This window comes from Streptomyces sp. NEAU-YJ-81 (assembly GCF_017592595.1).
In the GTDB taxonomy this organism is placed as follows: domain Bacteria; phylum Actinomycetota; class Actinomycetes; order Streptomycetales; family Streptomycetaceae; genus Streptomyces; species Streptomyces hygroscopicus_B.
In genome coordinates, this window is sequence record NZ_JAGFNO010000022.1 from 168484 (window position 1) to 190165 (window position 21682).

Sequence of the window (21682 nt, forward strand, 5' to 3'; positions counted from 1 at the left end):
GGTCGGGTGAACCCGAGAGAGCGACGCGCGGCGCGCCATCAGCAGCCGACCCCCGATGCCGAAGCCGCCTCCAGGCCGAGGCGCCGCAAGGCCCCGATCACCGTGGAGCAGGTGATCGACACCGCGATGGATGTCGTCGCCACGGAGGGCTACGAGGCGTTGACCATGCGCCGGCTGGCCGGCGCGCTCGAGACCGGACCCGCCTCGCTCTACGCCCATGTGGTCAACAAGGCCGACCTCGACGAGCTGCTCATCGGGCGGCTGTGTGCCGAGCTCGTACTGCCCGAGGCCGACCCCGCGGCCTGGCGGGACCAGATCCGCGGCGTATGCGCCCAGATGCGCGACCAGTACCTGAAGTACCCCGGAATCTCCCGCGCCGCGCTAGCCATGGCCCCCACCGACCTCGAGATCGTGCGCGTCGGCGAAGGAATGCTGGCGATCCTGCTCGCCGGTGGCGTCGCCCCGCAGGCCGCGGCCTGGGCCATCGACGCCCTCCTGCTGTACGTGGCCGCCTACTGCCTCGAGGTGTCGATCGCGCGCCGGCGATCAACGCAGGATGACGCCGCCTGGGTCCTCGACCGCGCCGAACTGCTGCGCCGGTTCACCTCCCTGCCTGCCGAGACCTTCCCCCACACCACCCGCCACGCCGCCGAGCTCACCGCAGGTGAGGGCCACGACCGGTTCGACTTCACGCTCGCCCTGATGATCGACGGCCTGGAGTGCCGCTAGCTGCCAGGCGCCCCGCACCGCACCTCTTGACTTTCCTGCAAGGAAAGTAGGACGATGACTTTCCTAATAGGAAAGTGAGGTCTCGTCATGGAGAACATCGCTCCTGAGCAGGCCGGCGCCGCACTGGGCGTGGTCGACCGGGCCCAACGCCAGGTGGCCGAGGAAGTCGGCTTGCCCCGCGGCTACTGGTGGGCAATGGCGGGCGGCTGGCTTCTGTTGGGCGTACTCGGCAACGTGCTGCCGCAGTGGCTGGCCGGGATCGCGACCGTGGCCTTTGGCATCGGTCACGGATGGCTCGCCTCCCGTCTGCTCGACGGCCGTCGGCGCACGGATCGGCTGCAGGTGAGCGCCGCGGTCGCCGGTCACCGCATCCCGCTGGTCGTGGTCGGCATGCTGCTCGGCCTCATCGGCGCCACTGTCCTCGTGGCGCTCGCGCTCGATGCCGACGGCGCCGCCCACGCCGGCATCTGGGCGGCGGCGCTGATCGCGGCCGTCGTCGGGTTCGGTGGACCGGAAATCCTGCGTGTTCTGCGTCGTTGGGCGCGGGCATGACGAAGGCGCGGTTCGATGAGCTGATCCATCCCAGCACCCGTCTGTCGCTGGTGGCGACACTGGCCGCCGCCGACTGGGCCGAGTTCGCCTTCCTCAAGGACCGGCTGGGGATGTCCGACTCGGCACTGTCCAAGCAGCTCGCGACCCTCGAAGAGGCCGGGTATGTCGCCACGGAACGACGCCTCAGCGGCAGCCGCCGCAAGGTGCGCGCTCGGCTGACACCCACCGGCCGGGACGCCTTCAACGGCCACGTCGCCGCACTGCGTGAAATCGTCGCCGACGCCGCAAGTCCGGCCGAAGGGCCGGCGACTCGCTCATGACATGGGCGCCTATCCGCCGATCTCGGGATTGCTCGCCATGATGTCCTCGGCGGTCTGCCAGAGGCGGGGCAGGAACCGGGTGACCTCCCCGGCGCGGTGGAGGATGTCTTCGGTCGAGCTGATGCCGAGGTCGTCGACGGCCGCGTGGAACGCGGGGGCGAGGGCGCGGTGCAGCTCGGGGGCGTCCGCGGCCAGGATCGTATGACAGCGGGCGAAGGTCGCGATGATCCAGAAGACGGCTTCGTGGTGGTCGCCGCGGTCGATGAGCTCCTGGCTGCCGTTGATCGCGATCGGCCGTGCGGGCGGGGTGATGTCACTGCTGAAGAGGAACGGGGTCGTCGCGACCTCGGCGGTGGCGTCGAACACTGTGGTGAGTTCACGCAGATGGTGCTGGATGCGCCGGGCGGACAGGTTCCGGCAGCCGAGGAGGTCCAGCAGCTCCGGATAGCGGCCGAGGTGCCCGTAGTCGGTGAGGACCTCACGAGCGGCCAGGTAGCGCAGGCGCACGGTGGGGTTGCGCAGGGCGGCGACCAGAAGCACATGGGTGGTCACGCCGGTGGGGAACAGCCAGGACAGCACCTGTTCGTGAAACGGCGCCGAGGCGTCAATCGCCGCGAGCCGGGTTTCGATCCGGTGGCGGGCGTCCTGGCATCGGCGGCGAACCCAGGGCCGCGCCGCGAAGTGGCCCGCGACATGTGCCTGCAGTGTGCGCAGGTGCCCGGTGGGATCATCGATGATCGCGTCGGTGCGGAAGCTGCCGGCCAAGTGATAGGAGGCGAGGACGTCGTCGGCGGAGACGAGCTGCGACCAGGGCAGGTAGCTGACTTCCAGCAGCGTGTCGCGGTAACGGAGCTTGCCCGGCTTGGCGGGCGGTGCGTCCGCGGCGGTGATGACGACGATGTCGATATCAGAGGAGGGCGGCAACTCGGCGTCGTCCGGGAGCCCGACCGTTGAGCCGCTGAAATACGCCCCGCGAAAGACCACATCGGAGCGGGCATGCCGGGCAACCCATTCCGCCGCGATGGAACGTCCCGCCCCCAGCTTCACCACGCATCCCCTCTGCCGACGAGCGCATGAGCTTCATTGTCCCCGTACGCTGCGGCCGCACCCGGCAAATCCGTCGTGTTCACCGGTCTGAGCGCCTTCCCGCTCACCCCGATCCCCGGCAGCGAAAGCATCGATGAGAAGTCGTACGGCCGGCACCGCCGAACTGCTCGCGGAGTGAACCCGCCCGGTTTCCGGCAGCCGGGGCCCGGCGATCACGCGGCCGCCGCAGCGCACTGATTCCCGCACACCCGTTGACGTTGCCCCAGGGGGCAAGGCTCAGCGTCCAGCCATCGCGCTGATCCACCGCCACCCGCGTCCCCAGCGGCACGACCGACGACGGCCTGCCCAACGACGGGCACCGTGGTGTTCCCGCTGCTGAACGCGGCCGCGTCCGAGATCTGCCCGATCACGGCGTTGCTCACCGTGAACCCGCCCGTGATGCCCTGCGCGTCCTGGCGGGCCGGATCGAGCGAGCGGGCCGGACCGGCGCTTGACCTTACCCCTGAGGGCAAGGTCTAGCGTTGATTGAGGTGAACGGCATGAAGATCAGTGAACTCGCACGTCGGGCCGGTGTGACGACCAAGGCAGTGCGCTACTACGAATCGCTGGGGTTGATCACACCCGAGCGCCTTTCCAACGGCTACCGGAACTACACCGAGGACGATGTGCGCCTTGTGCGTGAGATCAGGACTCTCCACCGGCTGGGGATCCCCGTCGAGCGCACCCGGCCGTTCCTGGAGTGCCTGGCCGCCGGACGCCCGTATGCCGACGACTGCCCGGCCTCGCTGGCGAGCTATCGGGAGGCCATCGACGAGCTCACCGAGCGCATCGAGGCGCTGACCGTCCGCCGCGCGACGCTGATCGGCAACCTCAATGCCGCCGCCCACCGAGGCAGCAGCGTCGGATCACCCGAGGAGACCGGAAGGGGAAGCGATGAGTACCTGACCCTGCCCGCGGACCTGCCCGTCCCCGAGGACGACGGCGCCGCGGATCATCTGCCCGGCACCAAGGTGCCGCGAATCGTCCTGCGGAACACGGCGGACAAGGCGATCCGGCTGGACGCGCTCGGCCCCCGCCGTGCGGTGATCTACATCTACCCCCTCACCGGCCGCCCCGGCACCGACCTGCCCGAGGGCTGGAACTCCATCCCCGGGGCCCGCGGCTGCACCCCCGAGACATGCGGTTTCCGCGACCACTTCCAGGACCTCCTCGAAGCCGGCGCGGGCCGGGTATTCGGGTTGTCCAGCCAGGACGCCGACTACCAGAACGAGGTCGTGGAACGGCTGAGGCTGCCGTTCGACATGCTCTCCGACCCGGCCCTCAGCCTGGCCGACGGCCTCGGCCTGCCCACCTTCGAGGCCGACGGGAGACGGCTGTTCAAGCGGCTCACCCTCATCGTCCGCGACGGAGTGACCGAGCACGCCTTCTATCCGATCTTCCCGCCGAACGAACACGCCCAACAGGTCCTGACCTGGCTGCGCGAGAACCCCCTGTAGGACCGGGCGCAAGCACCCGAGCCTTATCCGATACCCGCGCCGGATCCCCGCATCACAGCACCCACGACCGCCCCATCTGTCACCATTCGCACGAAAGGCTGACCATGTACGTCCCCAAACACTTCGTTCCCGACGAGGTCGCGGTCCGTGACCTGCTGACCAACCACGGCGCGTCCGACCTGATCACCCTGACTCCGCAGGGCCTGATGGCCACCCTGCTGCCCTTCGAGTACGACCCGGACGCCGGGGAGAACGGGGCTCTCATCGGGCACCTGGCGCGCGCCAACGACCAGTGGCGGGAGCCGGTCCAGGGCGAGGCCATGGTGATCGTCCGCGGGCCCGAGGCGTACGTGACGCCGTCGTGGTACCCGACCAAGGCCGAGCACCACCGGGTGGTGCCGACCTGGAACTACATGATCGCGCATGTGTACGGGCAGTTCGTCGTGCACGACGACCCGGTCTGGATCGAGGCGCAGATCCGCCGTCTGACCGACCGGCATGAGGCCGATTACGCCGAGCCCTGGTCCGTCGACCAGGCCCCGGCGAAGTTCGTCGAGCGGCAGCTGCGCGCCGTCGTCGGTGTCGAGGTGGTCATCAGCCGTATCGAGGCCAAGTTCAAGCTCAGCCAGAACCAGCCGCGGGAGAACGTCGAGGGCGTCATCTCGGGCCTCGAAGCCCGCGGCCAGGCCGACGACGGCGCGGTCGCCGCGGCGGTGCGTGCCCACAACCCGCACTCCGCCACCTCCTGACCACCGCCGCACGACGGCTTGTGCCGCCGCGTCGGCACCGCGGGCCGGCGCGGCCCCGAGCCGAAGAGGCCCATGCGGTCGTCTCCCTCGAACTGCGGCGGCCCGACGGTGCCCCGCTTCCCCCCCTGGACCCCCGGCGCCCATATCGACCCGCTCCTGGACAACGGTCTGGAACGCCAGTACTCACTGTGCTCCACACCCCAGGACCCGCACACATGGCGCGTGGGCATCCTGGGCGTACCGGACGGCCGCGGCGGCTCCCGCCACGTCCACGACACCCTGTGGGAAGGCACGCCCGTCCGGGTGCGGGGAGCGGGGGCGCGCAACAACTTCCCCCTCATCCCCGCCGAACACCACCTGTTCATCGCGGGCGGCATCGGCATCACACCGATCCTGCCGATGCTGGAGGAGTCCGAACGGCGGTAATCGGGACGGGAGTTGGTCTACGTGGGGCCAGACGGCTCATCCCGAAGAGTGGCTGCTGCGCTTGGTTTTCGGGAGCTGGGCGCCCAGTTGAGTGTTCGCCTGGGCGAGAGCGAGTGAGCACAGCTACTCGGGAACTGTCCCAAGATCAGCGATCACGAAGAACAGCGGCGGCCTGGCGATCATTGACGCGGTACGCGGCCCCTCTGCGGCTGAGAATTGACCCCGCGCAGGAGAATTACGCGTCGACCGCACGACAATCAGGTCCACGTCACGTCGCCTAGCAGTGGAACGGAAACATGCACACATCGGCACAGCATTCCGCCCTCACCCGCCGTCGGCCGGGAGGGCGCGGTTCGGCGCTCACTCTCACCGTGCTGATGCTGTCAGCCGGCGTCCTCACCACTGCGTGCGGTGCTGATGGGGGTGACTCGAGCGCTGCCACGGCACCACCCTCAAGGGCCTTGAATGCCACGGAATCACCTTCCTCCTCGGGCACTCCCAACCCTTCCGCATCAGCGGCAGGAAGCTCCCCCACTCCTCAGACGGCTGAGCAGAGAGCTCAAGAGGAGGCAGGCAGAGAACGGGCCGCGGCGGCTCCAAGCGGGGTTCCGGTCACGCCGGGGGATTCCAAGGGGGGTGAGCAATTCAGGCATCCTGTGGTGACCCAGGGGGATGTGACGGTCTTCGAACCCGTCCGCAGCGGATCCGCTTTAACGGTGCCGATAAAGATCACCAACCGTGGCGATCAACGTGCGTTCTACGAAGTCGCCGTCCGCGTTAGCGGCGATCATGGATTTGATGCGACGGTTCGCATGAAGAGCGAAGCGGTCGGCTTGTATCCCGGGACTTCGTGGCCCGCCGAACTCACCGCACGGGACTCTGGGAGCCCGGTGCCGGAGAACCCCCAGGTGACCATCGTGAAGAGCACGAAGTCAAGGCATCTCCGCTGATATCGAGGCGACTCCCACGTCGATGAGGCGAGAAGCCCGCAATCAGTTGAGGTCCATGCCGCATCCCCTGAGGCAGCTGTGCCTGGGCTTTGAGGAGTCGGCCAAGCACTCCTTCCCTCAGGTGAGCGAAGGCGCAGATTGTGCGCGGAGTTGGACGTGCGGCGACCTCCGGTCCGGCATTTGGAGGCTGTGTCAGGCGGTGGACTGGCCGAGAGCCAGCATCAAGATCAGCAGCATCACCAGTGCCCCAGCCCGATGCCGCCCACTCGGGCGCCACCTCGCGGGTGGAACATCCCCATGATGGTCCCCAGCGTCGCGAACGGCACCGCGTACCGTGTGATGGCTATCAGGGCATCGCCGAAACGCTGCGGGCCCCGGACACCGTCCGGGCAGGAACCGCAAGCGATGGCGAAGAGAGGTCCCACCAGCCCCACGAAGAGTCCGAGGACCAGCACTCCCACCGCGAGGGCGACCAGCCCTGCCCAGCCGGCAGCGGTGCGCCGACGAGGGGCGCCGCGGCGGTCCGGCCCGGCCGCACCATCAGAAGCAGTGCTGGTGTTCTCCATGCGAGGGACGCTACGGAACCAGCCAACCCGCCGGTATCCGCTGCCGTACTCATCTCAAGGTCATTACCCCTCAGGTACGGCACCACAGGTCGCGAAGGGTGCTCTCCGTCCAAGCGGCGGCAGCGGCCGGCCGGACGATGCTGAGTCAGAGTCAGGAGACGATGAGCGGCATGACACATGCTCAGGCTGCCTTCGGCCGGTGGGATCCCTCTCCTTTGACGGAAGTTGTCGCGCGTTTCTCCGATCTGGAAGCTGGTTGGTGGGTAGCCGGGGGACTGGCGATCGAGCTCGCGGTGGGCCGTCCGATCCGAAGCCATGGCGACATTGATGTTCTCCTGCTTCGACAGGACCAACTCATGGCCCAGCAGGTTCTGGCGGGCTGGCAATGGTGGTGCGCTGATCCGCCCGGGAGCCTGCGTCCATGGATGCCGGATGAGGTCCTGCCTCTCGGTGTTCACGACATCTGGTGCCGACCTGGACCGGATGATCCTTGGCGCATCCAGGTCATGCTCGATGAGTCCTGTGGTCACGAATGGGTGTCACGGCGTGACTCCCGAGTGCGCAGGCCGATCAGCACACTGGGGATGACTTCGGCTGCCGGTATTCCCTTTCTGGCCCCGGACGTGCAGCTCTACTACAAGGCCAACGCACCACGGCCCAAGGACGAAGAGGACTTCGACGCGGCACTGCCGTTGCTGACGGAACAGCAACGGCGATGGCTCGCCGACGCGATCACCAAGTCGTACGGACCGCACCCTTGGAGCAAGCGCTTGGAGGCGTGAACCCGAGGCCGGTACGGCCGGTGCCTGCCGGGAAGGCTCGCAGATCACCGCGTGTGGTAGCCGACCGCTCCGCGCAGTACGGGATGACGCCGCGCGAGGCGCGGAGCAGCCTGTGAAGGTACGGATGAGCGACCGCGCCTGCTGTCGAGCCGGTCGGCGACCGGGGCGGGCCGCCAAGCGCGGTCGTCGCCGAGGGCGCCCCGGCGACCGGCCCGTGCGGCAGCGTGCTCACATGGCGCGTAGCCCCCAGTCGGTGAAGGCGATCAGCCACTCGAAGCTCTCGTCGATGTCGGTGCTCCACTGGAAGCCGCCCGCCGACTGCAAGGTGGCGAAGCCGTGGCAGAGGCTGCGGAGCATGCGCAGGGCGTGGTTCACGTCGGACTCCGCGATGTCGTAGCCGCGCAGGACCGCCGTGAACGCGTCGAGCAGCCGCTGACTCGCGGTGGCCAGTGGGTCGTCCGGGCCGGAGGGTTCCAGGCCGATCGTCGCGGCGTACCGGCCGGGGTGCTCCAGGACGAAGGCGCGGAAGGCGCGCGCCGAGGCCGCCAGGGCGTCGCGGCCCGCGTACCCCTGGACCGCGCCGCCGACGGCGTCGGCGGCCTGGCTCAGCGCCAGGGCCGCGATGCGCCGGTTGAGGTCTTCCTGGCCGCCCACATGCTTGTACAGGGACGGGGTGCGCACGCCCACCCGCTCGGCCAGCAGACCCATCGTCAGGTCGGCGAGGCCCACCTCGTCGGCGAGGGCGGCCCCGGCCGCGACCACGGCCGTCGGGTCCAGGCCGGCCCTAGGCATGAGCGGCGTCCGAGCGGAGGAAGGCGAGCATCAGCGAAACCACCTGGTCGGGGAACTGGTCGTGCGGGTAGTGCCCCGCGCCCTCGATCATCTCAAGGTGACCGAGGCCGGACGGCAGGGCCTCGACGATCGCCGAACCCTCGGCGTGCGGGTCGGCCCAGTCGGGGTCGAGTGTGCCCATCACGACCAGGACCGGGCAGCGGACGTTGCCGAGCTGTGCGCCGGCGTCGGTCGGGGCGCTGCGGCCCATGCCCTGCAGGGCCTTCATCCGGCCCGGCTCGCGCAGCAGGGAGTCGATGCGGCCGAGCCGCTCGGCCCAGTCGGCCGGCTTCACGCCGGGGTAGGCCACGTCGAGGTACGAGCGCCAGAGCGGCACACTGCCGAACACGCCCGTGCCGAGCAGCCGCAGCATGCCCTGCCGGAAGCGCTTGACCCGCAGGTCGCCGAGGCGGATCGACTGCTTGCGGGTGAACGGCGCCAACTCGACCACCGCGGTGATCAGCGAGGGCTCCCGCGCCGCGGCGATGGTGGCGGCGCCGCCGGAGATCGAGTGGCCGACGAGCAGGGCCGGGCCGCCCAGGTGGCGGATCACGGCGAGCAGGTCGCCGGCGATGGCGGTGCGGCTCCAGGCCGGCCGGCCGACGCTGGACTCGCCGCAGCCGCGCAGATCGACCGCGGCGACCCGATAGCCCGCCGCCACCAGGGGCGGGATCACAGCTCGGTACGCGGCGCGGCTGTCGCCCATGCCGTGTGCGAGAACGATCAGCGGGCCGGACCCCGCCACCTCATAGGCAATCGTGCCGCCGTCGACGGCAAGGTACTCGGTCATGACATCCCTCAGCTCTGGCTAACTTCGTTAGCTAAAAGCTAATCAAGTTAGCCGAGCCTGTCAACGACGAACTCCCCGGCACGGCCAGGAGCGGGTGCCGCCGGCGCCGCGGATCGCGTCACTCGGTGTCGGTGGCGAATTGATCGGTGCCCAGCACGGTGAGCAGGGCGAGCTTCTCGTGGCTTTCGGTGCCCGGGGTGGCGGTGAAGATGAGAAGCGACTGGCCCTGGTCCGGCTCGAGCAGGAGTTGGCAGTAGAGGGCCAGCCGTCCGACCTGGGGATGGACGAATCGTTTGGTTTCGCTCCACCGCAGGCCCACCTCGTGGCGATCCCACAGCCGGGCGAACTCCTCGCTGGTGCCCCGCAGGACGTCGGCAAGGTCGGCCGCGTGGGAGCCGGATCCGTCGCGGGTGACAGCCGCGCGCAGCAGCGCGACGTTGACCCGGCTGTTCGTGCTGTGCTCCGCCGGGTCGTATCGCTCACGGGCGGCCGGATCGGTGAACCAGCGGTACGCCGCGCTACGGGCGTTGCCGGTGTACTGGGTCTGGTCGCCGAGCAGCGCCACCGCGGACGGCGTCTGGAGCAACGTCTCGCCCAGCGGACCCATGACCTGTGCGGTGTTGTCGGCCAGGCCGTCCATGACCCGCATCAGCCCGGGGCTCACATGGTGGGCTTGCAGGTCGCGGCGGGTGGTGCGGTAGCCGGCGAGCAGGAACAGGTGATCGCGCTCGTCCGGGGTCAGCCGCAGGCCGCGGGCGATGGCCGCGACCATGTGCTCCGAAGGTTGCGGCCCGTCGCCGCGTTCCAGCCGGGCGAAGTAGTCGGCGGACATGGTGCACAGCTCCGCCACCTCCTCGCGACGCAGACCCGGAGCACGTCGGCGTTGTCCCCGGCGCAACCCGACATCTTCCGGTTGCAGCGCCGCGCGCCGGGTGCGCAGGAAGGCGCCCAGGGACGAGCGGTCGAACGTAAGGTCCATGGTCCCCATCGTCGGCCATCCGGTGCGGCTCAGCCACGACCTGTCATTCAGTGGTTGAGCATGTCCTTCCTCCGCCCGTGGCGTGCTGCGTTCACTGGTGAGGCGATCGCCGGTCGCCTCGCACCGCGAACCACGGAGCCAAGAGCCATGACCAGTTGGACAGCGAAAGACCTTCCGGACCTGACCGGCCGGACGGTGGTGATCACCGGCGCCGGCCGCGGCCTCGGCCTGATCGCGGCGCGTGAGTTCGCTCGTGCCGGGGCCCGCGTCGTGCTGGGCGTACGCGACACCGGCAAGGCCCGCGACGCCGTCGCCGGTCTGCCCGGCACCTTCGAGGTCCGACCGCTCGACGTGGCGGATCTGACCTCGGTACGAGCCTTCGCCGACGCCTGGTCCGGTGACCTCGACATCCTGATCAACAACGCGGGTGTGATGGACATCCCCGCCGCGCGTACGGCCGACGGCCTCGATGTGCAGACCACCACCAACTACTCCGGTCCCTTCCTGCTGACCAACCTGCTGCTCGAGCACATCACCGATCGTGTGGTGCACGTCACCAGCCAGCTTCACCGGCAGGGCAAGATCGACCTGAACGACCTCGACTGGCGGACGCGCAAGTACAACGGGATGGGTGCCTACGAGGCGTCGAAGCTCGCCGTCGTCCTGTTCTCCCTGGAGTTGCAGCGTCGGCTGACCGCCACCGGCAGCCCGGTCCGCTCGGTGCTCGCCAGCCCGGGCATCGCCCGCACCTCGCTGGCCGCCCACTCCCGGTCGAATGTCATCAACCGGTTCACGTTTCTCACCAACGACGCCGAGCGCGGAGCGCTCTCGCTGCTCTACGCAGCCACCCAGGACCTCCCCGGCAACTCCTATGTCGGGCCGGACTGCCTGGGCGGCCTCCGGGGCGACCCGGCCGTCCGCCAACAGGGCAAGGCCGGCCTCGACGAGGCCATGGCCGGACGGCTGTGGGACGCGACCGCCGACCTCGTCGGGGCGGTGACCCGATGAGGTACCTGGAGGCGGCCGACCACGCCGAGATCTACGTATCGCACGGCTATCCGGAACAGACCGTGGACCTCGGCGAGATCCGGATGAACTACGCCGTGGCCGGTGATCCCGAACTCCCGGCCATGCTGCTCATCCCGGCGCAGACCGAGTCCTGGTGGGGCTACGAGGCCGCCATGCGGCTGCTGGCCGACCGCTACCAGGTGTACGCGGTGGACCTGCGCGGCCAGGGCCGGTCCACCTGGACGCCGGGGCGCTACAGCCTGGACATCTTCGGTGGTGACCTGGTCCGCTTCATCGACCGGGTCATCAAGCGCCCGGTCGTGGTCTGCGGGCTGTCGTCCGGCGGTGTGATAGCGGCCTGGTTGTCCGCCTTCGCGGCGCCCGGACAGGTCCGCGCCGCGGTCTACGAGGACGCCCCGCTGTTCTCCTCGCAGACCGACCCCGCGGTCGGCCCGTCCATCCGGCAGGGTGGCGGGCCGTTGTTCCGGCTGTGGCACAAGTGGCTCGGTCCGCAGTGGAGCATCGGTGACTTCGCCGGGATGCGGGCGGCGATGGGCCGCGAGATCCCCGCCTGGATGCTCGCCGCACTGCACAAGATGGCGCCGGCCGGCACCGGCGGCCCTCCGGCCGCTCCGCCGCAGGACCTCAGGGAGTACGACCCCGAATGGGCTGACGCGTTCGTCTCCGGACGGGCCACCGTCAACTGCGACCACGAGTCCATGCTGCGTCAGGTCAAGGTGCCGGTCCTGTTCACCCATCACTTCCACCACGTGGACCCGGACACCGGGCAGTTGCTCGGCGCGATCACCGACCTCCAGGTGCGGCGGGCGCGACAGCTGATCGAGTCGACCGGCAACTCCTTCACCTACCGCGAATTTCCCGGCATGCCGCACTCCATGCACGGCCACGACCCGGCCACCTACGTCGACACGATCACCGCGTGGGCCGACGACCTGGCCACCAGCCCCGCACCCGTTCAGCACGGCGTCCCCTCCATCCCGCCCCAACGACATGGTGAAGACATGACTTTGCGGACACACACGATCGGCGAACGCGGCCTGGTCGCCTCCGTCGAGGGCCTCGGCACCATGGGCATGACCGCTATGTACGGCAGCCCGGACGAGGCGGAGGCGATCAGGACCGTTCACCGGGCGGTCGAGCTGGGCGTCACGATGTTCGACACCGCGGACATGTACGGGCCGTTCAGCGGCGAGGAACTGCTCGGGCGGGCGTTGAAGGGCCGCCCTGACGAACTGATCGTGGCGACGAAGGGCGGTGGCGTCACTCTCGACGAGACCGGGAAGATCGTCGGCGGCCCCAACGGGAGCCCCGACTACCTGAGGGCGTGCGTGGAAGGCTCGTTGCGCCGGCTGGGCACCGATCACATCGACCTGTTCTACCTGCACCGGGTCGACCCGGGTGTGCCGGTCGAGGAGTCATTCGGCGTCCTCGCCGACCTGGTGACGGAGGGAAAGCTGCGGTACCTCGGTATCAGCGAGGCGTCCCCGGCGAATATCCGGGCGGCGCACACCGTGGCCCCACTGTCGGCGGTGCAGACCGAATACTCCTTGTTCAGCCGCAACGTCGAGGTCAACGGCGTGCTCGACACGGTCCGTGAACTGGGAATCGGCTTCGTCGCGTACGCGCCGCTCGGCCGCGGCTTCCTCACCGGGGCCGTGCGATCGGTGCAGGACCTGCCGGCCCACGACTTCCGTCGCACCGCGCCGCGCTTCGCGGACGCGAACCTGGAACAGAACCTGTCGCTTCTCGACCGGATCGTCGCGACGGCGGACAACCTCGGCGTGACGACCGGTCAACTCGCGCTCGCCTGGGTGCTCGCCCAGGACGGCGTCACGGCTGTCCCCGGAACGAAGCGGCGTACCTGGCTCGAGCAGAACGTCGCCGCCGCAGCCATCGAACTCGACCCTGCGCCCCTCGCCGGGCTGAGCGCCGCGATCCCGGTGGGAGCCGCGGCAGGCGACCGCTACGCCCCGATGGGCATGGCCTCCATCCAGGAGTGATCGCGGCACCGGCGCCGGGCGCCTGACGGGTATCTATCCTGGTCAGGCGCCCTTCTTCGGTGTCTGGAAGAAGCCGAGCTGCTTCGGGGAGTACGGTCGCCGGAGGCCCTTTTCGGTCTGCTGGTGACGGCTGCCGCGGAAGATCGCCTCAGCCGAGGAGGGTCCACCTGCCGGTGTGCTCTCCCTTGGTCCGCAGGAGCGAGTCCATCTGGTATGTCACGGCCGTGTGTCGGTATCCGGGTCCCAGACTGGAGAATCAGTCGCCGAGGACCCGCTCCCACAGCAGCCCGTCCCGCCAGCTCCCGTCGAGAAAGATCGAGGAGTGCGCGACGCCGTACGGGCTGAACCCGTTGCGGCGCAGCACCCGCTGCGACGGCAGATTGTCCAGATTGGTGGACGCCTCGGCGCGGTGCAACCCGAGTTCCTCCGTCATCACCCGGAGTACAAGCGCGACGGCGTGCCCGGCGTGCCCTTGATTCTGGGCGACACTGGCGATCCAGTATCCGACGGAGCCGCGGCGCAGGTGCGGCTGCGGCAGTATGCCTCCGACGGTGACCTGCCCGATCACCTGGTCGTCGGCGAGCACCACACCCGGCCAGACCGCGCCGGCCCGGTATCCGGCCAGCAGGCTGTCGATCCGCTCCGCTTGGCCCTCCGGGGTGAAGAAGTCGGCCGGCTGGGCCGGTTCCCACGGCCGGAAAGCCTCGAAGTCCCGTACCCGATGCGCGGCGATCGGGGCGGCGTCGGTGGGCTCGATCAGGCGGATCCTGGTGCTGCTGCGCATGGGCTGATCCTCGTCGCGATGCGTCGGATGAGACGGCCGGCCTATGCAGATGGGCACGGGCACTCGCCCGGGGCTCAACCCGGCCGAACAGTCCCGCGATCCGGGCGGAGCGGACCTCCGCACCTTCAGTCAGGCCGACCTGGACATCATTGCCCACGAGCTCAACCACCGTCCGCGCAAGACGCACGGCTACCGCACTCCGGCAGAGGTCTACGCTGACCTGCTGAACAGCGGTGATGCGCTGACCGCTTGAGCTCGCCATCGTTTGGGCTGGGGAGTCGACTGCCACACGCCGGCCCGATTCCGGGCTGCCGCCCCTTCGGGATGCATGGCGTCACAGGTAGATGTGCCGGCTCAGGCGTCGCGGTGATGGGGGGACAGGCTTTCGGCGAGGGCCGCGAGCGTCTGGGCAAGGGCCGGAAGCAGGTCCGGGGGAATCTGGTCGAGAACGCGGGTGCGCGCGCTGGCCAGGTGCGCAGGCTGGGCCGACTGCATGGCGCGTAGTCCGGCTTCGGTGAGTATCGCGTCGTTTCCGCGGCCGTCCTGGCCGTGGCGCTCCTTGTGGACGAGCCCGTGCTTGCTCAATCCGTCGACGACGCGGGTGATTCTGGAGGGGGTGAGCCCCGCGGCGTCGGCGAGCGCGGACATGCGCATGCGGTGGTCGGGTGCCTCGCTGAGGAGTAGCAGGGCGGCGAATTCGGTCATGGTGACCCCCGTGCGGGACATGTCGTCCTCCAGTACGCGCGGCAGGGCGTGGACGAGGCGGCCCAGGCTCTGCCAGAGGCGGAGTTCGTCGGGGGACAGCGGGGCATTGTCGGCGGCCATCCATCCAGTGTATTTGACAAGGCAAGCAACAAGCCGTGATGCTTGCTGAAGCAAGCAAATCTTGGAAGGTGGTCCCATGTCCTCTCCCGCTCTCCCGCCGGAGGGCTGCGCGCACGCCCATGCCGATGTCAACGGTGTTCGGCTGCACTATGTGATCGGCGGGAGCGGCCCTGCGATCGTCCTCCTCCACGGATGGCCGTTCAGCTGGATCGAGTGGCGCGCGGTGATGCCGCTGCTGGCCGAGCAGGGCTTCACGGTGATCGCACCGGACCTGCGCGGCTCCGGAGACTCCTCCATACCGGCCGGACACTGGACCAAGCGGGACGAAGCCGAGGATCTGCACCAGCTGATGCGCCACCTCGGTCACGACCGGGCGTGCGTGGTCGGTACGGACGTGGGCACGATGACCGCCCACGCCTGGGCGCAGGCATACCCGGACGAGGTGTCCCGGCTGGTACTCAGCGAGGCGTTCCTGCCCGGCTTCGGCCTGGAGGAGCACATGAACCCGGCCGCCGGCGGCTCGTGGCACTTCGGCTTCCACGCCCAGAGCGAGCTGGCCGCGATGCTCACCGCGGGCAAGGAGGAGCAGTACCTGTCGGGCTTCTGGTCGATGATGAGCCGCGGCGGCATCACCGATGCCGACCGCCGCGACCTCCTGCGCGCTTACACCGCGCCTGATGCCATGCGCGGCGGTTTCGAGCACTACGCCACTCTCGTCGACGACGGTCGTGCCGCCCGGGACGCCGCCCCCTCCGGCATGCCCGTCCTGGTCCTGAGCGGCGAGTTCGGGCTGCCGCAGCAAATCCTCCTTGACGGCGCTCGGCAGGCGGCGCGCGACGTGCGCGCGGACATCGTCCCCGCCGCCGCCCACACCTTCGCCGCCGACAACCCGGCCTGGACAGCGGAGCGACTCGCCCGCTTCTTCACCACCACCCCGGCTGCCTGACGCGCGGCCACCCGACCCACACCGACCACGGAGCACCACCATGCAGATCCTCGTCATCGGCGCCACCGGCTACGCGGGCCGCCGCGTCTCCGCCGCCCTGGCACGTGCCGGGCACACCGTCCTCGGCCTGGCCCGCGACACCGCGGCTCGGGCCGCCCTGGACCTCGCGGTCAACGAAGTCATCCCCGTACAGGGCGACTTCTCCAAGCCCGAGACCTGGCGCGGCCACCTGGACGGCGCGGACGCTGTCGTGCACCTGCTCATGGATATGAGCGACCCGATCGGTGCCGACCAGCGCCTGTTCGCAGAACTCGCCGCCGCCCAGGAGCGCGACGGACGCCGCCGCCACCTGGTATTTACCACCGGCATCTCTTCCTACGGCCGCACCGGCCTGCCGCTGATGGACGAGAATACGCCCGGCAACCCCCAAAGCCCCATCGGCTTCCGCTTCACCCTGGAGCAGGAACTCGCCGACAGCGGCCTCGCGCACACCGTTGTCCGCCCCGGCTTCATATACGGCGGTCCGGCCACCACCTCCATGACGGGTCAGTGGTTCGCCGCCGCCGAGGCCGGCGCCCCCGTCTTCTACGGTGACACCGCCAAGCGTTGGAGCTGGGTCCATGTCGACGATCTCGCCGACGCCTACGTCCGGATCCTCGACAACCCCGCCGCCGCCGACGGCGAGGTGTACGTCATCGCGGACGACCAGCGCCTGACCGCACTGGACATGCAGCACGCCGCGGTCCGCGCCGCCGGCTACACCGGCGAGATCGCCCTGGAAAGCGCCGAGGCGGGCGGCATGCTGCAGATGGCCGCCGACCAGGACGAACTCGTCACCAGCGCCAAGGCCCACCGCCTCCTCGGCTGGCGCCCCCGACACGCCTCCTTCACTGACAACCCCGACCGGCACTACCGCGCCTGGAAGGCAGCGCAGCCCACCTCTTGATCCGGACACCGCGGAGGGCGGCAACGACCCGTCCTCCGCGACACCACCACCGTCACCCGTGACGTCGCCTCATTCCTCCTCATTGAGCGGGGACAGTCGGGCGACGTCCGCATCCTTATCCGAACTGGCCCAGCACAGTGCATAGTTGTCGATATTCCGGACTCGGTAACGGAGCAGCAGTCGAGCGCTTGGCCGTCGATACCTATCCACCGGTGGGTCGTTAAAGCTGATTAAAGGTTCCGTGGCCGGCATACGGACGGCATGAGAGTGATGGGGCCAGGCAAGCCACGGTGATGACGGCAGGCGACCTGAACGAAGGCGGGTTCGGTGTTGGCGAGTGAGCGTCCAGGCTTGGATACGGCGGAGCTGGGTGAATCCTACGCGTTCTGCGCGCGCGAGACGGAGCGGTACTACCCCGAGGCGTGGGCCGCGGGCGAGGTCCTGCCCGACGAGGTCCGGCCCCACTTCCATGCGGTGGTCGCGTTCTACGGGTGGACCGACCGCATCTCCGACGAGAGCGAGCAGGCCGCCCGCGAGCGGCTGCTGACCCGCTGGTGTGAGCAGACGCTGGCAGCAGTGCGTTCGGGAGGAGCCGAGCACCCGGTGCTACGGGCGTTCGCGGACACGGTGCGACGGTGGGATCTGGATGTCACGCTCATCGAGAGGTTGCTGGCCGCCGAGCGGGTGGACAGCGAGGCGCAGCCGACGTTCGCCACCTTCGCAGACCTTCGGTGCTATCTGCGCGAAGTCAACGGGACCTTCTACCAGCTGCTCGCATTGCTGCTGGGACCGCGTGATCAGGAGCTGGCGCGGTCCGCATCGCTGCTGGGCGAGGCGATGCACGTGCTGGACCTCTTGGAAGACTTCCCGGCCGACCTTGCCGCCGGCCGGTGTTATCTGCCGCGCGAGGACTTGAAGCGGCTGGGCCTGGAGGTCGGCGACCTTCAGCGGGTGGAGCGATACCGGCAAGCTTTGGACGAGCTGGTCAAGGTCCAGGTTGGCCGGGCCCGGGAGCTGCTGGAGCAGGCGATGCCGGTGGCGGGGATGGTGCATCTACCCAACCAGGCGTTCATGCACGCGCTGATCCTCGGTGCGCAACTGCAGCTCGACGAGGCGGAGATGCTGGGTGCCACGGTAATGGTCACTGGTCTGGAACCGCTGACCCTGGCCAGTTCGGCCCGGCGTCGTGCGGTCGAGGACCTGGCAGCCGTTCCCGAACATGTTGCGGTGATCATGGATGGGAACCGACGCTGGGCCGGAGCACGCGGTCTGTCGGCGCTTGACGGTCACATCGCCGGGTTCCGGGCGGTGATGCGGCTGATCGACTCCGCCCTGAGAGTGGGGATCCGGCACCTGACGGTATTCGCCTTCTCCACAGAGAACTGGGCCCGGTCCCAGGAAGAAGTGGCCGGTCTGTTCGACACCGCGGCCGACGGGCTGACCCGGTACATCCAGTGGCTGCAGGAGTGCGGTGTGCGAGTGCGCTGGTGCGGGCGCCGTGACCGGCTCGATGAGTCGACCGCGTCCGCGCTGGCGTTGGTCGAGAGCATGACCTCGGCCAACAGCGTCCTGACGCTGACCTTCTGCGTCGACTACGGCGGCCGCGATGAACTGGTCGCGGCAGCCCGCGCGCTGGCCGCCGAGGCGGCCGCCGGGAGGATCCGGCCGGAAGCCATCGACGCGGACGACATCGCCCGGAATCTGTATGTGCCAGATCTGCCCGATGTCGATCTGCTGATCCGCACCTCCGGTGAGCAGCGGATCAGCAACTTCCTCCCGTGGCACCTCACCTACGCCGAAATGGTGTTTGACCCAGCGCTATGGCCCGACTTCGGCTACCGGCACCTGGAGGCCGCTGTCAGAGAGTTCTCAGGCCGCCGGCGCCGATTCGGCGGGGACCTGCCCGGACAGGCCCGACCTGTGCAGCCGGCCCGGGCGGATTGAAGAGCCCGGGCCGGAGCAGGGTGTGGTCAGCGCCCCGGCGGGGTGTACACGCCTTCACCGGTCACGTATGCCATGACCGTGTCTGTGGTGACGGCAGGTGCGCCGAACGCCGTCGTGAAAGCGCTCAGCGACTCAGGGGTCGGCCGCAGCGGCACATCACTGATCCGGACCTTGAGCGGCTGACCGGCCGGCACCGGCTGCGCGACCAGACGGCCCTCGCCCGCACCGCATATGAACAGCGACTCCATGCTGGTCTGGGCCCCGTTGACGGCGCACCGTCCGGACGTCTGCCCGGACTCCAGCACACTCTCCAGTTCGGTGACCCGGAACTCACCCATCGGCGTACGCACCACGACGCCGCCGTCGAGGCGGCCACTGCCCTGGGCCTTGGGCAGGTTGGTCAACGCCGGGTCGCCGGTTGCTGTCCGCACGGGAAACCGGATGGCGGTCCCCGCCTCGTCCTCGATCAGCTGAGCGGGCGCGATGGCCCGCACCGTGGCCTGGAACCGATCGAGTTGCGCCTGCGCCTGCGGCGTCCAGCGGACCTCCACCCACCCTTCCGAGATCGTGCCGAACCGGTGGTTCTTATCCGCACCGGCCGCTGTGCCGGCTAAATGGCCCAGCAGGGGCCCGGCCAAGGCAGTACCCAGCACGGTGCGTCGCGTCGCACTCATCGGCTTGTCATCCTCCCCAGGGCAGCACGGCGCAGCCCTCAGAGCGCCATCGTCCCGGGCCTTCACTCCCCAGGGCGTAGCGTATGCCCTAAACCCCCCGAAAGAAGGACAGTTCCGATCCAACTTCTGCGGGTGGTGTGGCTGGCGACTCCTAACAGAATGAGGCTTCTGAGCCTCCGGGAATGACGGTGTGTCAGTTCTCTTGAAGCTGGCCGAAGGGGGCGAGCCTGTCGAGACGAGGAAGACCGCTGCCAGGCCGTGGGAGATCGACGACGAGTTGTGGGCGCGCATCGAGTCGCTGCTGTCAGTCGTCCCGCTCGTCACCCTCGGCCGCGCCGCCAGCTGCCGGCGACGACTGCGCACCGCACTTTGTCGGGAGAGGGCATGCGATGCGCCCCCAGGAGACGGCCTGCCCGATGCGTCAGAACGCACTCGCTGCAAACGCACTCGCTGCAGTCGGGCCCGCGCAGCCTCACAGCCGGGATCTCAGCACGTCGACCTCACAGCCTGGCGCGAACGGGTCGAAGCCGTGCTCGACCAGCCAGCGAACTCCCAGCAGGCTTCGCAACGACCACCACGCGCGGATCACGTCGAGGTCGACGTCGGTGCCATAGCCGGCGACGATGTCGCCGAGGTGCTCCTCGTATCCGAGCGTCAAGGTGGCGAGGTCGAACAGGGCATCACCCTGGCCGGCCTCGGACCAGTCGATGACGCCCGTGATCTCGTCGCCGTCGACGAACACGTGAGCGATCTGCAGGTCGCCGTGCGTGAACACCGGAGTCCACGGCCGGAGCGCGGCCTCGGCGACCTGGCGGTTGCGGGTGACCAGGTCGGCGGGCAGGACGCCGTTCGTCACGAGCCACTCGCACTCGCCGTCGAGATCCGCGGCCAACTCGTCGAGGCCCCGGCCGCCCCGGCCGCCCCGGCCGGGCCAGGGCGGCAACGGCGCGTCGTGCAACTTCCGGATGGCGGCACCCGCCGCGGCCCACGCCGCCGGGGACGCGGTCGACGGCTTGCCGAGGCGGCCGAGCGCCGTCCCCGGGACCGCGGCGATCGCGAGCACGGGCGGCTTGCGCCACAGGACCTTCGGGGTCGGGACCGGCGCCAGGGCCATCGCCTTGACCTCGACGTCGATGCGCGCCTGATCGGCGTCTACCTTCAGGAACACGTCGCCGACGCGCAGGGTCGCGCGCTCGGAATGGGCGACGACGACTTTGACCTCATCCATGGGCGACCAGTATCCCGGGGATGATCGTCGACGTCGCCGGGTTTATCGCGTGCGATTGCGCGGCTGACCGCGTCCCGCCACCCGGCGGCCTCGTGCGCGACACCGACCGCTGACCAGGTCAAGTGCCACCGAACTCAACGAGCACGTCAGTCTGATGAAGGAGCTGAACGCTGCATGACCGATAGCCTGAAGATCGGGGCCGGGACGAAGGAGACAGATGACTGAGATGCCCAGCTCGCCTCCGCCTCCGCCTGCGCGGCGCTTCCTCATGGTGCACGGCGTGCAGCACCGTCGCCCGCGGCAACACTGGCTGTGGTGGTTGACCGAGGCCCTGCGCCAGCGGGGCGAGCAGGTGCTCTATCCGCAGTTCCCCACGCCCGAGCAGCCGTCGATGAGCGAATGGATCGATCTTCTGCACGCCGAGCTGGCTCAAGTCGGCGATCAAGAACGCGTCGTGGTGTGTCACTCCCTCGGCTGCGCCCTGTGGCTGCGCGCCGCCCAGACCCTGCCCGCCGACCTGCGCGTCACTCGGGTGCTGCTGGTGTCCCCGCTCGGTGACCAAGCGTTCACCGTGGCCAACGGCAATGAAGAGTTCAAGCTCGAGCGCGTCGACCGTGAACTCCTCGCCGCCGCGTCGACCAAGCCGCCGCATGTGGTCGTCTCGGCGACCGATCCATACGCACCCGTCAACCCGCGCGCGTGGAGCGCCGCGCTCGGCCTGGACTGCGACGTCCTCCCCGCCGCCGGCCACATCACCCCCGGAGATGGGTACGGCCCTTGGCGGGCCGCACTCGCCTGGTGCCTGCGCGAACAGACCTCTGTGTCTGCCGTCACCGGACCGTGAGCGCGGATGAGTCCGTGGCAGTCATCGGGTGCGGCGGGGAAAGGGCATAGCGATGCTCGACGCGCACGGCCGGGGCAAGGCGTGACCGCGACGCGTACCAGCACCACCGCTGCGATATCCGTGACCGGGACAGCGAGTTCACCGCCGACGACACCTGCGCACCGTCCTCACCTGACCTGCGTAAAACGTGGCCACCTATGGCTCGTTGGAGCCGTCGGCCCGGGAATGGTCCGGATCTTGGTCGC

General features: G+C 69.3%; 24 protein-coding genes. 15 read left to right on the forward strand and 9 right to left on the reverse strand.

Annotated features, from left to right (window positions below):
* Positions 1 to 6 precede the first annotated feature (6 nt).
* From J5X86_RS34830 to J5X86_RS34840, 3 genes are all read left to right on the forward strand, one after another.
* Positions 7 to 729 (forward strand): TetR/AcrR family transcriptional regulator C-terminal domain-containing protein, encoded by a 723-nt coding sequence (locus J5X86_RS34830; protein WP_208520678.1) that lies wholly within the window; start codon positions 7 to 9, stop codon positions 727 to 729.
* Between the two features lie 87 nt (positions 730 to 816).
* Positions 817 to 1281 (forward strand): hypothetical protein, encoded by a 465-nt coding sequence (locus J5X86_RS34835; RefSeq protein ID WP_014056315.1) that lies wholly within the window; start codon positions 817 to 819, stop codon positions 1279 to 1281.
* Positions 1278 to 1601, forward strand: a complete 324-nt coding sequence (locus J5X86_RS34840; protein ID WP_078639757.1) for a transcriptional regulator — start codon at positions 1278 to 1280, stop codon at positions 1599 to 1601. The genes J5X86_RS34835 and J5X86_RS34840 overlap by 4 nt, the downstream gene beginning before the upstream one ends.
* A gap of 9 nt (positions 1602 to 1610) precedes the next feature.
* Here J5X86_RS34840 and J5X86_RS34845 read toward each other — a convergent pair whose 3' ends face one another.
* Positions 1611 to 2648 carry a hypothetical protein gene (locus tag J5X86_RS34845; protein ID WP_208520713.1) on the reverse strand — a complete coding sequence of 346 codons (1038 nt, stop codon included), beginning with the start codon at positions 2646 to 2648 and terminating at the stop codon, positions 1611 to 1613.
* Between the two features lie 539 nt (positions 2649 to 3187).
* On the opposite strand from J5X86_RS34845, the gene J5X86_RS34850 reads away from it, so the two are divergent.
* The 4 genes from J5X86_RS34850 to J5X86_RS34865 all read left to right on the forward strand — a co-directional run bounded on the left by J5X86_RS34850 (position 3188) and on the right by J5X86_RS34865 (position 6269).
* The gene (locus tag J5X86_RS34850; RefSeq protein ID WP_208520679.1) at positions 3188 to 4144 is read left to right on the forward strand and encodes a MerR family transcriptional regulator; all 957 of its coding nucleotides are present in this window, start codon (positions 3188 to 3190) and stop codon (positions 4142 to 4144) included.
* 104 nt (positions 4145 to 4248) lie between these two features.
* On the forward strand, positions 4249 to 4893 hold the full coding sequence (locus J5X86_RS34855; protein WP_208520680.1) for an FMN-binding negative transcriptional regulator: 645 nt from the start codon (positions 4249 to 4251) through the stop codon (positions 4891 to 4893).
* Positions 4894 to 4965: 72 nt separating this feature from the next.
* A complete protein-coding gene (locus J5X86_RS34860; RefSeq protein ID WP_208520681.1) occupies positions 4966 to 5319 on the forward strand; it encodes a hypothetical protein in 354 nt (117 codons plus the stop codon).
* 674 nt (positions 5320 to 5993) lie between these two features.
* Positions 5994 to 6269: a hypothetical protein gene (locus tag J5X86_RS34865; protein ID WP_208520682.1), complete on the forward strand. Its 276-nt coding sequence runs from the start codon at positions 5994 to 5996 to the stop codon at positions 6267 to 6269.
* A 236-nt stretch (positions 6270 to 6505) separates the two neighbouring features.
* On the opposite strand, the gene J5X86_RS34870 is transcribed toward J5X86_RS34865, so the two are convergent.
* On the reverse strand, positions 6506 to 6835 hold the full coding sequence (locus J5X86_RS34870) for a hypothetical protein (RefSeq protein WP_208520683.1): 330 nt from the start codon (positions 6833 to 6835) through the stop codon (positions 6506 to 6508).
* A gap of 170 nt (positions 6836 to 7005) precedes the next feature.
* Between J5X86_RS34870 and J5X86_RS34875 the strand changes: the two genes are divergently transcribed.
* Positions 7006 to 7617: a nucleotidyltransferase domain-containing protein gene (locus tag J5X86_RS34875; protein ID WP_208520714.1), complete on the forward strand. Its 612-nt coding sequence runs from the start codon at positions 7006 to 7008 to the stop codon at positions 7615 to 7617.
* A gap of 228 nt (positions 7618 to 7845) precedes the next feature.
* Here the strand turns inward: J5X86_RS34875 and J5X86_RS34880 are convergent, their stop codons facing one another.
* The 3 genes from J5X86_RS34880 to J5X86_RS34890 all read right to left on the reverse strand — a co-directional run bounded on the left by J5X86_RS34880 (position 7846) and on the right by J5X86_RS34890 (position 10226).
* Positions 7846 to 8379: a TetR/AcrR family transcriptional regulator gene (locus J5X86_RS34880; protein ID WP_208520715.1), complete on the reverse strand. Its 534-nt coding sequence runs from the start codon at positions 8377 to 8379 to the stop codon at positions 7846 to 7848.
* A gap of 22 nt (positions 8380 to 8401) precedes the next feature.
* Positions 8402 to 9238, reverse strand: a complete 837-nt coding sequence (locus tag J5X86_RS34885) for an alpha/beta fold hydrolase (RefSeq protein WP_208520684.1) — start codon at positions 9236 to 9238, stop codon at positions 8402 to 8404.
* A 118-nt stretch (positions 9239 to 9356) separates the two neighbouring features.
* Positions 9357 to 10226 carry a helix-turn-helix transcriptional regulator gene (locus J5X86_RS34890; RefSeq protein ID WP_208520685.1) on the reverse strand — a complete coding sequence of 290 codons (870 nt, stop codon included), beginning with the start codon at positions 10224 to 10226 and terminating at the stop codon, positions 9357 to 9359.
* Positions 10227 to 10364: 138 nt separating this feature from the next.
* Between J5X86_RS34890 and J5X86_RS34895 the strand changes: the two genes are divergently transcribed.
* Together J5X86_RS34895 and J5X86_RS52595 are read left to right on the forward strand one after the other, a co-directional pair.
* On the forward strand, positions 10365 to 11225 hold the full coding sequence (locus J5X86_RS34895) for an SDR family NAD(P)-dependent oxidoreductase (RefSeq protein WP_208520686.1): 861 nt from the start codon (positions 10365 to 10367) through the stop codon (positions 11223 to 11225).
* Positions 11222 to 13246, forward strand: a complete 2025-nt coding sequence (locus J5X86_RS52595; RefSeq protein WP_308124809.1) for an aldo/keto reductase — start codon at positions 11222 to 11224, stop codon at positions 13244 to 13246. Before J5X86_RS34895 ends, J5X86_RS52595 begins: the two co-directional genes overlap by 4 nt.
* 256 nt (positions 13247 to 13502) lie before the next feature.
* Here J5X86_RS52595 and J5X86_RS34910 read toward each other — a convergent pair whose 3' ends face one another.
* Positions 13503 to 14030 carry a GNAT family N-acetyltransferase gene (locus J5X86_RS34910; RefSeq protein ID WP_208520687.1) on the reverse strand — a complete coding sequence of 176 codons (528 nt, stop codon included), beginning with the start codon at positions 14028 to 14030 and terminating at the stop codon, positions 13503 to 13505.
* A gap of 43 nt (positions 14031 to 14073) precedes the next feature.
* On the opposite strand from J5X86_RS34910, the gene J5X86_RS34915 reads away from it, so the two are divergent.
* On the forward strand, positions 14074 to 14283 hold the full coding sequence (locus tag J5X86_RS34915; RefSeq protein WP_208520688.1) for a hypothetical protein: 210 nt from the start codon (positions 14074 to 14076) through the stop codon (positions 14281 to 14283).
* Between the two features lie 101 nt (positions 14284 to 14384).
* On the opposite strand, the gene J5X86_RS34920 is transcribed toward J5X86_RS34915, so the two are convergent.
* Positions 14385 to 14855: a MarR family winged helix-turn-helix transcriptional regulator gene (locus J5X86_RS34920; RefSeq protein ID WP_208520689.1), complete on the reverse strand. Its 471-nt coding sequence runs from the start codon at positions 14853 to 14855 to the stop codon at positions 14385 to 14387.
* Positions 14856 to 14931: 76 nt separating this feature from the next.
* On the opposite strand from J5X86_RS34920, the gene J5X86_RS34925 reads away from it, so the two are divergent.
* The 3 genes from J5X86_RS34925 (at position 14932) to uppS (ending at position 18691) form a co-directional block, all read left to right on the forward strand.
* Complete coding sequence (locus J5X86_RS34925) at positions 14932 to 15801, forward strand: alpha/beta fold hydrolase (protein ID WP_208520690.1); 870 nt, start codon at positions 14932 to 14934, stop codon at positions 15799 to 15801.
* 40 nt (positions 15802 to 15841) lie between these two features.
* Positions 15842 to 16747, forward strand: coding sequence for an NAD(P)-dependent oxidoreductase (locus J5X86_RS34930; RefSeq protein WP_208520691.1), 906 nt, complete (start codon positions 15842 to 15844; stop codon positions 16745 to 16747).
* A gap of 351 nt (positions 16748 to 17098) precedes the next feature.
* Positions 17099 to 18691 (forward strand): polyprenyl diphosphate synthase, encoded by a 1593-nt coding sequence (uppS, locus tag J5X86_RS34935; RefSeq protein WP_243982186.1) that lies wholly within the window; start codon positions 17099 to 17101, stop codon positions 18689 to 18691.
* Positions 18692 to 18717: 26 nt separating this feature from the next.
* Here the strand turns inward: uppS and J5X86_RS34940 are convergent, their stop codons facing one another.
* Both J5X86_RS34940 and J5X86_RS34945 read right to left on the reverse strand, forming a co-directional pair.
* Positions 18718 to 19365 (reverse strand): hypothetical protein, encoded by a 648-nt coding sequence (locus J5X86_RS34940; protein WP_208520693.1) that lies wholly within the window; start codon positions 19363 to 19365, stop codon positions 18718 to 18720.
* A 472-nt stretch (positions 19366 to 19837) separates the two neighbouring features.
* Positions 19838 to 20593 (reverse strand): phosphotransferase family protein, encoded by a 756-nt coding sequence (locus tag J5X86_RS34945; RefSeq protein ID WP_208520694.1) that lies wholly within the window; start codon positions 20591 to 20593, stop codon positions 19838 to 19840.
* A 217-nt stretch (positions 20594 to 20810) separates the two neighbouring features.
* Between J5X86_RS34945 and J5X86_RS34950 the strand changes: the two genes are divergently transcribed.
* Positions 20811 to 21437: an alpha/beta hydrolase gene (locus J5X86_RS34950; protein WP_208520695.1), complete on the forward strand. Its 627-nt coding sequence runs from the start codon at positions 20811 to 20813 to the stop codon at positions 21435 to 21437.
* Positions 21438 to 21682 lie beyond the last annotated feature (245 nt).

Excerpts from the sequence above, each read along its gene's own strand:
- J5X86_RS34835 (WP_014056315.1), top strand. The coding sequence starts at position 817 with ATGGAGAACATCGCTCCTGAGCAGGCCGGCGCCGCACTGGGCGTGGTC.
- J5X86_RS34840 (WP_078639757.1), top strand. The coding sequence starts at position 1,278 with ATGACGAAGGCGCGGTTCGATGAGCTGATCCATCCCAGCACCCGTCTG.
- J5X86_RS34850 (WP_208520679.1), top strand. The coding sequence starts at position 3,188 with ATGAAGATCAGTGAACTCGCACGTCGGGCCGGTGTGACGACCAAGGCA.
- J5X86_RS34855 (WP_208520680.1), top strand. The coding sequence starts at position 4,249 with ATGTACGTCCCCAAACACTTCGTTCCCGACGAGGTCGCGGTCCGTGAC.
- J5X86_RS34860 (WP_208520681.1), top strand. The coding sequence starts at position 4,966 with ATGCGGTCGTCTCCCTCGAACTGCGGCGGCCCGACGGTGCCCCGCTTC.
- J5X86_RS34870 (WP_208520683.1), bottom strand. The coding sequence starts at position 6,835 with ATGGAGAACACCAGCACTGCTTCTGATGGTGCGGCCGGGCCGGACCGC.
- J5X86_RS34875 (WP_208520714.1), top strand. The coding sequence starts at position 7,006 with ATGACACATGCTCAGGCTGCCTTCGGCCGGTGGGATCCCTCTCCTTTG.
- J5X86_RS34885 (WP_208520684.1), bottom strand. The coding sequence starts at position 9,238 with ATGACCGAGTACCTTGCCGTCGACGGCGGCACGATTGCCTATGAGGTG.
- J5X86_RS34890 (WP_208520685.1), bottom strand. The coding sequence starts at position 10,226 with ATGGGGACCATGGACCTTACGTTCGACCGCTCGTCCCTGGGCGCCTTC.
- J5X86_RS34895 (WP_208520686.1), top strand. The coding sequence starts at position 10,365 with ATGACCAGTTGGACAGCGAAAGACCTTCCGGACCTGACCGGCCGGACG.
- J5X86_RS52595 (WP_308124809.1), top strand. The coding sequence starts at position 11,222 with ATGAGGTACCTGGAGGCGGCCGACCACGCCGAGATCTACGTATCGCAC.
- J5X86_RS34910 (WP_208520687.1), bottom strand. The coding sequence starts at position 14,030 with ATGCGCAGCAGCACCAGGATCCGCCTGATCGAGCCCACCGACGCCGCC.
- J5X86_RS34915 (WP_208520688.1), top strand. The coding sequence starts at position 14,074 with ATGCAGATGGGCACGGGCACTCGCCCGGGGCTCAACCCGGCCGAACAG.
- J5X86_RS34920 (WP_208520689.1), bottom strand. The coding sequence starts at position 14,855 with ATGGCCGCCGACAATGCCCCGCTGTCCCCCGACGAACTCCGCCTCTGG.
- J5X86_RS34925 (WP_208520690.1), top strand. The coding sequence starts at position 14,932 with ATGTCCTCTCCCGCTCTCCCGCCGGAGGGCTGCGCGCACGCCCATGCC.
- J5X86_RS34930 (WP_208520691.1), top strand. The coding sequence starts at position 15,842 with ATGCAGATCCTCGTCATCGGCGCCACCGGCTACGCGGGCCGCCGCGTC.
- J5X86_RS34940 (WP_208520693.1), bottom strand. The coding sequence starts at position 19,365 with ATGAGTGCGACGCGACGCACCGTGCTGGGTACTGCCTTGGCCGGGCCC.
- J5X86_RS34945 (WP_208520694.1), bottom strand. The coding sequence starts at position 20,593 with ATGGATGAGGTCAAAGTCGTCGTCGCCCATTCCGAGCGCGCGACCCTG.
- J5X86_RS34950 (WP_208520695.1), top strand. The coding sequence starts at position 20,811 with ATGACTGAGATGCCCAGCTCGCCTCCGCCTCCGCCTGCGCGGCGCTTC.